The 11313-nt window shown below is 70.6% G+C and carries 10 protein-coding genes; 6 read left to right on the forward strand and 4 right to left on the reverse strand.

All coding sequences use genetic code 11. The features are described 5' to 3' along the window. Nucleotides 1-83 precede the first annotated feature (83 nt). The 3 genes from OG199_RS25315 to OG199_RS25325 all read left to right on the forward strand — a co-directional run bounded on the left by OG199_RS25315 (nt 84) and on the right by OG199_RS25325 (nt 2977). Nucleotides 84-1016, forward strand: coding sequence for a ComF family protein (locus OG199_RS25315; protein WP_405831390.1), 933 nt, complete (start codon nt 84-86; stop codon nt 1014-1016). Between the two features lie 314 nt (nt 1017-1330). Further along, nucleotides 1331-2023 carry a ribosome hibernation-promoting factor, HPF/YfiA family gene (hpf, locus tag OG199_RS25320; protein WP_401810434.1) on the forward strand — a complete coding sequence of 231 codons (693 nt, stop codon included), beginning with the start codon at nt 1331-1333 and terminating at the stop codon, nt 2021-2023. Nucleotides 2024-2230: 207 nt separating this feature from the next. Next, nucleotides 2231-2977 (forward strand): response regulator transcription factor, encoded by a 747-nt coding sequence (locus OG199_RS25325; protein WP_356803496.1) that lies wholly within the window; start codon nt 2231-2233, stop codon nt 2975-2977. Nucleotides 2978-3165: 188 nt separating this feature from the next. On the opposite strand, the gene OG199_RS25330 is transcribed toward OG199_RS25325, so the two are convergent. Both OG199_RS25330 and OG199_RS25335 read right to left on the reverse strand, forming a co-directional pair. Continuing rightward, complete coding sequence (locus tag OG199_RS25330) at nt 3166-4356, reverse strand: winged helix-turn-helix domain-containing protein (protein ID WP_401810433.1); 1191 nt, start codon at nt 4354-4356, stop codon at nt 3166-3168. Between the two features lie 131 nt (nt 4357-4487). After that, a complete protein-coding gene (locus OG199_RS25335; RefSeq protein ID WP_405831392.1) occupies nt 4488-5072 on the reverse strand; it encodes a GNAT family N-acetyltransferase in 585 nt (194 codons plus the stop codon). A 244-nt stretch (nt 5073-5316) separates the two neighbouring features. On the opposite strand from OG199_RS25335, the gene secA reads away from it, so the two are divergent. Then, nucleotides 5317-8127 carry a preprotein translocase subunit SecA gene (secA, locus tag OG199_RS25340; RefSeq protein WP_356803501.1) on the forward strand — a complete coding sequence of 937 codons (2811 nt, stop codon included), beginning with the start codon at nt 5317-5319 and terminating at the stop codon, nt 8125-8127. A gap of 121 nt (nt 8128-8248) precedes the next feature. On the opposite strand, the gene OG199_RS25345 is transcribed toward secA, so the two are convergent. Next, the gene (locus OG199_RS25345) at nt 8249-8803 is read right to left on the reverse strand and encodes an Rv3235 family protein (protein ID WP_405831394.1); all 555 of its coding nucleotides are present in this window, start codon (nt 8801-8803) and stop codon (nt 8249-8251) included. A gap of 340 nt (nt 8804-9143) precedes the next feature. Between OG199_RS25345 and OG199_RS25350 the strand changes: the two genes are divergently transcribed. Further along, on the forward strand, nt 9144-9659 hold the full coding sequence (locus OG199_RS25350) for a DUF6912 family protein (protein ID WP_356803504.1): 516 nt from the start codon (nt 9144-9146) through the stop codon (nt 9657-9659). A 121-nt stretch (nt 9660-9780) separates the two neighbouring features. Next, nucleotides 9781-10449, forward strand: a complete 669-nt coding sequence (locus tag OG199_RS25355; protein WP_402172171.1) for an HAD family hydrolase — start codon at nt 9781-9783, stop codon at nt 10447-10449. 234 nt (nt 10450-10683) lie between these two features. Here OG199_RS25355 and OG199_RS25360 read toward each other — a convergent pair whose 3' ends face one another. Beyond that, entirely contained in the window at nt 10684-11250 is a 567-nt protein-coding gene (locus OG199_RS25360; RefSeq protein WP_266699514.1) for a DJ-1/PfpI family protein, read from the reverse strand. Between the last annotated feature and the right edge of the window lie 63 nt (nt 11251-11313).

The following is an 11313-nucleotide window of genomic DNA, read 5'->3' on the forward strand; positions in this document are numbered from 1 at the left end:
CGCGGGTGACGGGTGTCCGGTTGTCCACAGGTGGTTGTCCACAGGGGTGGCCGGTGGGCCGTGCTGTTGGCACAGTGGTGGACATGCGGGCGTGGTGGCAGGACCTCACCGACCTGGTGCTGCCGGCCGAGTGCGGAGGCTGCGGGAGACCTCGCGCGGTGCTCTGCCCGGAGTGCCGTGCCGCCCTGAGCGGGGCCGCACCGCGCCGGGTGCGCCCGGATCCGGCGCCGCCCGGGCTGCCGGTCGTGCACGCGGCGGCCCCGTACGAGGACGAGGTGCGCGCGGTACTCCTCGCGCACAAGGAACGGGGGGCACTGACACTGGCGACACCACTGGGAACGGCCCTGGCGGGGGCTGTGAGGGCGGCTCTGGAGCATCCGAGCCCCCTGGACCCACGCAGGCGTGCGGCGGCCTCGGGTGGGCCTCTGAGCGAGGGCAGCGGGTGGCTGGGGTCCGCCGGCGGGCGGGGACCCGTGCTGCTGGTTCCGGTGCCCTCCTCGCGGCGGGCGGTGCGGGCGCGCGGCCACGATCCGGCACGTCGGATCGCTCTCGCGGCCGCCGGAGAACTGCGGCGCACCGGGGCGCCGGTCCGGGTGCTGACTGTGCTGCGGCAGCGTCGCGTGGTGGCCGACCAGGCGGGACTCGACTCCCGGCAGCGGCGGCACAATCTCGCGGGCGCGCTGGAGGTCGCCACGGGAGGCGACCGGCTGCTGGCGGGCGCAGGACGGGTGGTGCTGGTGGACGACCTGATGACGACGGGAGCGTCCTTGGCCGAGGCGGCGCGCGCCGTACGGGTGGCGGTGGCGGGCGCGGATGCATACGGAAGGGAAGCCGGGGAAGCAACGGGAGAACGGATCCGGAGACGAGCGGGGAAACGGATGACTGAGGCAACGACAGAGGGCGAGGGCCGGAATCCGGCAGCCCGGGGAAAGACGGACGCGAACGGAGCCGGCGCCATGATTTGTGCCGCTGTGGTCGCGGCGTCGCCGGATGGTTTCGAAATCAACCGGAACTGACTGAGAACTTCCATCGTTGCTGGTAATGACCAGGTCAATTCACCTGAACGGAGGTACGCCGCAGTAGAGGGTGACGACATCCGCCCGCGCGAGATATGTTCGGTTGTGAGGCAACGGCGCTGGCCACACCTCGTATATCCGAATGCCGTGCTGCGGGTTTCTGAATCACCCGCCCGCCATGGGGTGTAGATCTTGCCCATGGGGGAGGAGGAGGTGAAAGTCACCGAGTCCGAGGTTCCGGGGCTCACCGGGATCTGGTGCAAAAGGGAGATGCTCCGCCTGTGGAGCGGGGCTATCCGGGAACGGAGTTCTGCGTGGACATCGTCGTCAAGGGCCGCAAGACCGAGGTGCCCGAGCGGTTCCGCAAGCACGTGGCCGAGAAGCTGAAGCTGGAGAAGATCCAGAAGCTCGATGGCAAGGTGATCAGCCTCGACGTCGAGGTGTCCAAGGAGCCCAACCCCCGGCAGGCCGACCGTTGTGACCGAGTGGAGATCACGCTCCGCTCCCGCGGTCCGGTGATCCGGGCGGAGGCAGCGGCGAGCGACCCGTATGCAGCACTCGACCTGGCGGCGGACAAGCTCGAAGCCCGGCTGCGCAAGCAGCACGACAAGCGCTACACCCGTCGTGGCAACGGTCGGCTCTCGGCAGCCGAGGTCGCCGACCACGTCCCGGGTGCCGCGACACTGAACGGGAACGGGAGTGTTGTCCACGAGGACGAGCCCGACAGCGTGCCGACCAAGAAGATCGGCTCCCTCGAGGTCATGGGAGAAGGGCCCCTCGTCGTCCGGGAGAAGACCCACGTGGCCGCCCCGATGACGCTCGACCAGGCGCTCTACGAGATGGAGCTGGTCGGGCACGACTTCTATCTGTTCGTCGACTCCGAGACCAAGGAGCCGAGTGTCGTCTATCGGCGGCACGCGTACGACTACGGCGTCATCCACCTCAATACGGACCCGATGGTCACCCAGGCCGGATCGGCCGCGCCGGGCGGTGCGCTCGGCGGCTAGACCCGCTCCGATGACGACTGAGCCGGTGCCCCTGGTGCGCGCGTGCGCCCCCAGGGGCACCGGTGTGCGACCACTTCACGACCCGCTCTGTCACCCCACTGTCGTCCGGGCATGAAATCATGACCGCACCGGCCCCAACCGGGGGGCCGTTGCCTTGGGTTGGCGATGGCACAGGAACACAGGCCACGGCCTTCAGGGGGAGGAACGATGGCGGACAGCTTCGGACCGATGCGTGCCGAGGATGCCGACGGCGGGCTCGTCGGCACGAGTCCGGACGCGGGCGCCTCGCGCAAGGAGCCCATCCGTGTCCTCGTCGTGGACGACCACGCCCTCTTCCGCCGCGGTCTGGAGATCGTGCTCGCGGCCGAGGAGGACATCCAGGTCGTCGGCGAGGCGGGTGACGGGGCGGAGGCGGTCGACAAGGCGGCCGACCTGCTTCCGGACATCGTGCTGATGGACGTACGCATGCCGAAAAGGGGCGGCATCGAGGCATGCACCTCCATCAAGGAGGTGGCCCCCAGCGCGAAGATCATCATGCTGACGATCAGCGACGAGGAGGCCGACCTCTACGACGCGATCAAGGCCGGTGCGACCGGATATCTCCTCAAGGAGATCTCCACGGACGAGGTGGCCACGGCCATTCGCGCGGTGGCGGACGGTCAGTCGCAGATCAGCCCTTCGATGGCGTCGAAACTGCTCACCGAGTTCAAGTCGATGATCCAGCGGACCGACGAGCGCAGGCTGGTGCCCGCGCCGCGGCTCACCGATCGCGAACTGGAAGTTCTCAAGCTCGTCGCGACCGGCATGAACAACCGGGATATCGCCAAGGAGTTGTTCATCTCCGAGAACACGGTGAAGAACCACGTGCGCAACATCCTGGAGAAGCTCCAGCTGCACTCCCGGATGGAAGCGGTGGTGTACGCGATGCGGGAGAAGATCCTCGAGATCCGCTAGCCGCACACACCGCGCCGCGCCGCGGGGGGTGGTGCGTGGCGTGGCGAGGGCGGTGCGGTGCCGTCGCACGGCCGGCGCCCGCTCGGCGCGCGGTCCGGCCGCTCCGTCCCCACGATGTCGTCCGCCGGGTCCGGCCCACGACGCCGCCCGCCCGGTCCGTCGCCACGGGGCTGGCCGGTCCGGTGTCGTCACCCGAGGGCGCGCGTCAGCTCCCTCGCCAGCGGGTCGCGCAGCTCGGGCGCGTCCACCCGCTCCACGCGCACGCTCGTGCAGTCCACCCAGCCGGCGGCCTCCACCAGGGCCTGGGCCACGGCGGGCACCGCCTTGGCGCCGTCCAGGGTGACCTGTTTGGCGACCAGGGTGCGTCCCTCCCGGGCGGGATCCACCCGGCCGACCAGTCGGCCGCCGGCGAGGACCGGCATCGCGAAATAGCCGTAGACCCGCTTCGGCTTGGGCGTGTACGCCTCCAGGCGGTGGGTGAAACCGAAGATGCGCTCCGTCCGGGCCCGCTCCCAGACGAGCGAGTCGAACGGGGACAGCAGCGTCGTACGGTGACGGCCGCGCGGCGTCGTCTCCAGCGCCGCCGGATCGGCCCAGGCCGGCTTGCCCCAGCCCTCCACGGCCACCGGGACCAGCCCCGAGTCCGCGATCACCGCGTCGACCTGCTCGCCCCTGAGGCGGTGGTAGTCGGCGATGTCCGCGCGGGTGCCGACGCCCAGGGACTGGCCCGCGAGGCGGACCAGGCGGCGCAGGCACTCCGCGTCGTCCAGCTCGTCATGGAGCAGGGCGTCGGGGACGGCGCGCTCCGCGAGGTCGTACACCCGCTTCCAGCCGCGGCGCTCGGTGCACACCACCTCGCCGTACATCAGCGCGCGCTCCACGGCGACCTTCGTGCCCGACCAGTCCCACCACTCGCTGGTCTTCTTCGCGCCGCCCAAGTCCGTGGCCGTGAGGGGGCCTTCGGTGCGGAGCTGCTTGATGACCTGGTCGTAGGTGCCGTCCGGCAGGGCGTGGTTCCAATGCGGGCGGGCGCGGTAGGCGCGGCGGCGGAAGGCGAAGTGCGGCCACTCCTCGATGGGGAGGATGCAGGCCGCGTGGGACCAGTACTCGAAGGCGTGAGGGGCGCCGCCGGCACCCGGTGTCCAGTACGCCTCGTCCACCGTGCCGCGGCCCACCGCGCCCAGCCGGGCGTACGGGATGAGTTCGTGGGAGCGGGCGAGGACGGAGATCGTGTCGAGCTGGACCGCGCCCAGGTGCCGCAGGACTCCGCGGACGCCGGACCTGCGGTCCGGGGCGCCCAGGAAACCCTGGGCGCGGAGGGCGATGCGGCGGGCCTCGTCGGCGGAGAGGTCGGTGGCGGGACGCGGGAAACTCGTCATGCCCGCACGATAGGCGGTGGCACTGACAGTGGGGGCCGGGCCCGTCCTCCGGGCGCAGGGGAGCCCGCCGACGCGCCCGGGCGGTGGCCGGGACGCGCGGAAAGGCCGGCGTCGCGCGGGGTGTCCCGGATTCAGGGGTTCGGCGCGCCGGAGGGACCCGGGAGGTACGGCGCCGTCGAGGGCAGCCCCAGGTCCGAGGGGAGCAGGGAGCCGATCCAGCAGTCGCGGCGTACGCCCTTGTTGTTGATGGCGGAGCGGAGAGTGCCTTCCACGGTGAAGCCGGCCCGTTCGGCCACCGCGCGGGAGCCCTGGTTGCCGACCTCGGCGCGCCATTCGACGCGGTCGACGGCGAGGCTGGTGAACGCCCAGCGGGAGGCGGCGACGGTGGCTTCGGTGAGGTAGCCGTTGCCGCGGTGCTCCTTCGTGGCCCAGAAGCCGACCTCGCCGACGCCCAGGGAGCGCATGGTGATGCCGAGCATGCCCACCAGTTCCCCGGAAGGGAGGAAGACGCCGAAGGTGAACATGGAGCCGTCCGCCCAGCCGTCGGGCACCATCTGGTCCGTGAACCCCGCCGCGTGCTCGCGGAGATACGGCGACGGGATCGTGGTCCAGCGCTGGATGTCGGGATCCTGGGCCGCGTCGAACACGGCGTCGGTGTCGTGCGAGCCCACGGTGCGCAGGAGCAGGCGGTCGGTGGTGAGCGTGACGGGGTCCATCGGGCCGATTCTGCTCGGGCTGCCGTAAGGGCGCCATTCCTTTGCCGTGGGTGATGCTTCGGTTACTTTTCGCAGCGTGGACGCGGCACCTTACGCAACCCCTGTCCGTTGTCCTAGTGGCTGTCGTGGGCAGACCTCCCGGTGCGGTGGGGTCCTCGCTTACGATGGCCGTTGCTCAAGCTGCTCTTGACACCGCCATTGAAACCGACCGTCCCAGGCCCGACCGGCAAGGAGACAAACCCCCGTGTCCGTCCTCTCGAAGATCATGCGTGCAGGCGAAGGCAAGATCCTGCGCAAGCTGCACCGCATCGCGGACCAGGTCAACTCCATCGAAGAGGACTTCGTCGACCTCTCCGACGCCGAGCTGCGGGCCCTCACCGATGAGTACAAGCAGCGGTACGCCGACGGCGAAAGCCTCGACGACCTGCTGCCCGAGGCGTTCGCCACGGTCCGTGAGGCCGCCAAGCGCGTCCTCGGCCAACGTCACTACGACGTGCAGATGATGGGTGGCGCCGCGCTCCACCTCGGCTACGTCGCGGAGATGAAGACCGGTGAGGGCAAGACCCTGGTCGGCACGCTGCCCGCGTATCTGAACGCCCTCTCCGGAGACGGCGTCCACCTCATCACGGTCAACGACTACCTGGCCGAGCGCGACTCCGAAATGATGGGCCGCGTCCACAAGTTCCTGGGCCTGAGCGTCGGCTGCATCCTGGCCAACATGACGCCGGCCCAGCGCCGCGAGCAGTACGCGTGCGACATCACCTACGGCACGAACAACGAGTTCGGCTTCGACTACCTGCGCGACAACATGGCGTGGGCCCAGGACGAACTCGTCCAGCGCGGTCACAACTTCGCGATCGTCGACGAGGTCGACTCCATCCTCGTCGACGAGGCCCGTACGCCGCTGATCATCTCCGGCCCGGCCGACCAGGCCACCAAGTGGTACGGCGACTTCGCCAAGCTGGTCACCCGCCTCAAGAAGGGCGAGGCCGGCAACCCGCTCAAGGGCATCGAGGAGACCGGCGACTACGAGGTCGACGAGAAGAAGCGCACCGTCGCCATCCACGAGCCCGGCGTGGCCAAGGTCGAGGACTGGCTGGGGATCGACAACCTGTACGAGTCGGTGAACACCCCCCTCGTCGGTTACCTGAACAACGCCATCAAGGCCAAGGAACTCTTCAAGAAGGACAAGGACTACGTCGTCATCGACGGCGAAGTCATGATCGTCGACGAGCACACCGGCCGTATCCTCGCCGGCCGCCGCTACAACGAGGGCATGCACCAGGCGATCGAGGCGAAGGAAGGGGTGGACATCAAGGACGAGAACCAGACCCTCGCCACGATCACCCTGCAGAACTTCTTCCGCCTCTACAGCAAGCTCTCCGGCATGACCGGTACGGCGATGACCGAGGCCGCCGAGTTCCACCAGATCTACAAGCTCGGTGTCGTCCCGATCCCGACCAACAAGCCCATGGTCCGCAAGGACCAGTCGGACCTGATCTACCGCACCGAGGTGGCCAAGTTCGACGCGGTGGTCGACGACATCGCGGAGAAGCACGAGAAGGGCCAGCCGATCCTCGTCGGTACGACGTCGGTCGAGAAGTCCGAGTACCTCTCGCAGCAGCTCTCCAAGCGCGGCATCCAGCACGAGGTGCTGAACGCCAAGCAGCACGACCGTGAGGCCACGATCGTCGCCCAGGCGGGCCGCCGGGGCGCCGTGACCGTCGCCACGAACATGGCCGGCCGAGGCACCGACATCAAGCTCGGCGGCAACCCCGAGGACCTCGCCGAGGCCGAGCTGCGTCAGCGCGGTCTCGACCCCGAGGAACACATCGAGGAGTGGGCCGCCGCCCTGCCCGCCGCCCTGGAGAAGGCCGAACAGGCCGTCAGGGCGGAGAACGAGGAGGTCAAGGACCTCGGCGGGCTCTACGTACTGGGCACCGAGCGCCACGAGTCCCGGCGCATCGACAACCAGCTGCGCGGCCGCTCCGGCCGTCAGGGCGACCCGGGCGAGTCCCGCTTCTACCTCTCCCTCGGTGACGACCTGATGCGCCTCTTCAAGGCCCAGATGGTCGAGCGCGTGATGTCGATGGCGAACGTGCCGGACGACGTGCCGATCGAGAACAAGATGGTCACGCGCGCGATCGCGTCCGCCCAGTCGCAGGTCGAGCAGCAGAACTTCGAGACCCGCAAGAACGTCCTGAAGTACGACGAGGTGCTCAACCGTCAGCGCGAGGTCATCTACGGCGAGCGCCGCCGCGTCCTGGAGGGCGAGGACCTGCAGGAGCAGATCCAGCACTTCATGGACGACACGATCGACGCGTACATCGCGGCCGAGACCGCCGAGGGCTTCGCCGAGGAGTGGGACCTCGACCGTCTGTGGGGCGCCTTCAGGCAGCTCTACCCGGTGAAGGCCACCGTGGACGAGCTGGAGGAGGCGGCCGGTGACCGCGCCGGTCTGACCGCCGAGTTCATCTCCGAGTCCATCAAGGACGACATCCACGAGCAGTACGCGGCGCGCGAGGAGCAGCTCGGCTCCGAGATCATGCGCGAGCTGGAGCGTCGGGTCGTGCTCTCCGTGCTGGACCGCAAGTGGCGTGAGCACCTCTACGAGATGGACTACCTCCAGGAGGGCATCGGTCTGCGCGCCATGGCGCAGAAGGACCCGCTGGTCGAGTACCAGCGCGAGGGCTTCGACATGTTCGGCGCCATGATGGACGGCATCAAGGAGGAGTCCGTCGGCTACCTGTTCAACCTGGAGGTCCAGGTCGAGCAGCAGGTCGAGGAGGTCCCGGTCGAGGACGCCGTGCCGTCGCTGGAGAAGGAGGACGCCGTCCCCGCGGGTGCGCGTCCCGAGATCCGCGCCAAGGGCCTCGACGCTCCGCAGCGCCCCGACCGGCTGCACTTCTCCGCGCCCACCGTGGACGGTGAGGGCGGCGTGGTCGAGGGCGACTTCGCCAACGACGACGAGCCGGTGCGCTCCGAGGCGGACGGCCTCACGCGCGCGGAGCGCCGCAAGCAGCAGAAGAGCATCGGTCGCCGCCGCAAGAAGTGACGGCCGCGCGCCCGGAAGGGCCGAGCGGTCCGTGAGGGCTGAGCGGTCCGGTGGGGCGGCGCCGTGACGTGCTGATGGGTCGAAGGGCCGGACACCTCGGGTGTCCGGCCCTTCGCGTCGTTCAGCCGTCGTCGGCGGCGCGGGGCATGCGGGGGCCGCCGAGTTCCACCGCCGTGCACCGCCAGCGGAGGTCGGGGCCCTGCTCCAGGCGGAAGGCCATCGCGCGGATCCGGTCGCCCGCGCCGATGCGCGCGAATGCCTCGATCGCGCCGGGGCGGGGCACGTAGTAGCCGATGTCGCGGACGACCGGCCGGCTGCCGCGGGTGCGCAGTCGGCCGCGTTCGGCGAGCCAGGCGAGCTCGTCGTAGGCGCGGCCCGCGGTGTGGCGCAGCATGCAGTGGACGGGGCGCTGACCGCTCAGCACGGCGAGCAGGCGCTCGGCGAAGAGGTCGGTGGGCCGGGGCTGTGGAGCGGGGCCCTGCCGGGTTCCCCTGGGGCAGGGGGACGGGACCGGAGTCGCCCGCGGGGGTGACGGCGGCGGGCTGCCCGCGGGGGACGTGCGAGGAGCGTCGCCGCCCGGGGCGCGGGGCGGGGTGGTGCCCGGGCGGCGGGTGTCCTGGCGGCCGGGAGGGCGGGTGCCCGGGCGGCGCTGCGTCCTGGTCATCACCTTGTTCATGCGTCGTCCCCGTTCGCTGCGGCCCGATCGGTACCGGGCGGTAACTTTCGTGTTGGAGATCTTGTACGAGGCGGGGGCGGGGGCCCGCAAGGATGTCCGGCGCATGTCGCGGTGGCCGTGGGATTCACCTATCAGGGTGGTCGGTGGGTGCGGGGGCCTTGACGCGAAAGGGGCGTACCGGGTGAATCGCGGGCCGCGTGTGGACGTCGGGGGCAGTGGGGCCCGGGACCCGAAAGAGGACGCCCGCACGTATCCTGAAGGCCCTCCCGGGAGGCGCGGGACAGCCCTCCCAGGAGCTCCCCGACCGCCCTGGAGCTCCCGACTACGAAAGCGGCCAGCCATGCGCGTCTACGTCCCCCTGACCCTCTCCGGCCTCGCCGAGGCGCACAAGACGGGGGAACTGGGAGCGGGACCGTTCGTGGCGTACGCCGTCACGCCCGCCCTGCGCGAGTGGTATCTCTCCGACGACATCGAGGAGCTCGAGTACGCGGCGCTGAACCGGGCCGCGCTGGCCTCGCTCCGGCTGCTCGCGGGGGAACGGGACACCGCGCGGCGCCGGGTGGTCGTCGCCGTCGACGTCCCCGACCGCGCGGCGGTCGCGGATCCCGACCGGGGGCTCGATCCGGTGGCGCTCGGTGAGGTGCGGGTGTCCGGGGCGGTGCCGCTGGCCAAGGCGGCCGCGGTGCACGTCGACGCCGACGACGCCGAGGAGGACGTGGCAGCCGCCGTGCGGGCGCTCGGGGCGGCCGACCACGGGGACGACGACGCGCAGTTCGTCGTGGACGGCGCGGAGGACCATGAGCTGTTGTGGTTCGCGACGCAGGAGATCCCCAACCTGGTGGGACTCGGGGACTGAGGCACCCCCCCGTCCCGTTCCGCCGCCCGTCCCGAACCCGCCGCGCGTACGGACACGCCGCGCACCGGTGTCCGGTCCGACGCGGCACGACGATGTCGGTGGGGCCGGGTACGTTCTTCGTATGGGGAAGCAGGGAACAGCAGCGCACATCGTGTGGGACTGGAACGGGACTCTGTTCCACGACAACACCGCGATCATCGGCGCGACGAACGCGGCGTTCGCCGAACTGGGGTTGGAACCGATCACGCTGGAGCGGTACCGCGCGTTGTACTGCGTCCCGGTGCCCAAGTTCTACGAGCGGCTGATGGGGAGGCTGCCGACGGACGCCGAGTGGGAGATCATGGACGAGACCTTCCACCGGTACTACACGCAGCACCGCACGGCCTGCGAGCTGACCGAGGGGGCGGCGACGCTGCTCGCCGGGTGGCGGTCGGCGGGGCACAGCCAGTCACTGCTGAGCATGTACGTCCACGACGAGCTGGTCCCGTTGGTCAGAGGTTTCGGGATCGAGCCGCACTTCGTACGCGTGGAGGGCCGGACAGGACCGTCCGGCGGCAGCAAGGCGGAGCACATGGTGCGGCACATCGGCGCGCTCGCCGGGGTGGATCCGCGGCGCACGGTCGTGATCGGGGACGCCGCCGACGACGCGGTCGCCGCGCTGCACGTGGGGGCCCGGGCCGTGCTCTACACCGGCGGATCGCACGGCCGGGCCAGCCTCGAGGTGGTGGGCGTGCCCGTGGTGGACAGCCTGGCCGAGGCGGTCGAGGAGGCCGAGCGGCTGGCGGCCTGACCACGGCGACGCCGGGCGGCCGGCACGGCGGGAAGAGGGGCTCCGCACGGGCCTCGCGCCCGCTTGGTACGGGCCCTGCGCCCGCTCGGCACGGGCCTCGCGCCCAGCCCCCTACGCCGTACGGGCCTCGCGCCCAGCCCCGTACGCCGTACGGGCCCTCACGCCCGCCTCGTACGGTGTTCTGCGCCCGGCCCGTACGGCCCGCACGGCGTCGTTCCCGTCAGCTCACGGCCGTCAGCTCACCGGCGCCTTCGCGCGCAGTACGGTGAGGAACTCGCGCATCCAGCTGGAGTGGTCCGGCCAGGCGCGCGCCGAGACGAGTGTGCCGTCGACCACCGTCTCCGTGTCCTGGAAGGTCGCGCCGGCGGTCTGCATGTCCGGCTCCAGTGCCGGATACGCCGTGACGCGGCGCCCGCGCAGGGCGTCGACGGAGGCCGTGAGGAGCGGCCCGTGGCAGATCTGGGCCACGGGCTTGTCCGCCTCGAAGAAGGACCTGAGGATCTTGCGGAGTTCGGGGTCGCCCCGCAGATACTCGGGGGCGCGGCCGCCCGGGATCACCAGGGCGACGTACTGGCCGGGATCGACCTCGCTGAAGGCGAGATCGGCGGGCCAGGTGTAGCCGGCCTTCTCGGTGTACGTGTCGAAGCCGGGTTCGAAGTCGTGGATCACGAACCGGAGCTTCTTGCGGCTGGGGGCCGCGATGTGGACCTCGTAGCCCTCCTCGCGCAGGCGCTGGTAGGGGTACAGGACCTCCAGTGACTCCGCCGCGTCACCGGTGACGATCAGGATCTTCGCTGCCATGTCGCTCCGCTCTGTGAAGCCGTGGGTGCGTCTTCGTCAGCCGTCCTGGGCAACGTGCCTGCG

This window comes from Streptomyces sp. NBC_01176 (assembly GCF_045039825.1).
In the GTDB taxonomy this organism is placed as follows: Bacteria; Actinomycetota; Actinomycetes; order Streptomycetales; family Streptomycetaceae; genus Streptomyces.

Excerpts from the sequence above, each read along its gene's own strand:
- OG199_RS25315 (WP_405831390.1), top strand. The coding sequence starts at position 84 with ATGCGGGCGTGGTGGCAGGACCTCACCGACCTGGTGCTGCCGGCCGAG.
- OG199_RS25325 (WP_356803496.1), top strand. The coding sequence starts at position 2,231 with ATGGCGGACAGCTTCGGACCGATGCGTGCCGAGGATGCCGACGGCGGG.
- OG199_RS25330 (WP_401810433.1), bottom strand. The coding sequence starts at position 4,356 with ATGACGAGTTTCCCGCGTCCCGCCACCGACCTCTCCGCCGACGAGGCC.
- OG199_RS25335 (WP_405831392.1), bottom strand. The coding sequence starts at position 5,072 with ATGGACCCCGTCACGCTCACCACCGACCGCCTGCTCCTGCGCACCGTG.
- OG199_RS25345 (WP_405831394.1), bottom strand. The coding sequence starts at position 8,803 with ATGAACAAGGTGATGACCAGGACGCAGCGCCGCCCGGGCACCCGCCCT.
- OG199_RS25350 (WP_356803504.1), top strand. The coding sequence starts at position 9,144 with ATGCGCGTCTACGTCCCCCTGACCCTCTCCGGCCTCGCCGAGGCGCAC.
- OG199_RS25355 (WP_402172171.1), top strand. The coding sequence starts at position 9,781 with ATGGGGAAGCAGGGAACAGCAGCGCACATCGTGTGGGACTGGAACGGG.
- OG199_RS25360 (WP_266699514.1), bottom strand. The coding sequence starts at position 11,250 with ATGGCAGCGAAGATCCTGATCGTCACCGGTGACGCGGCGGAGTCACTG.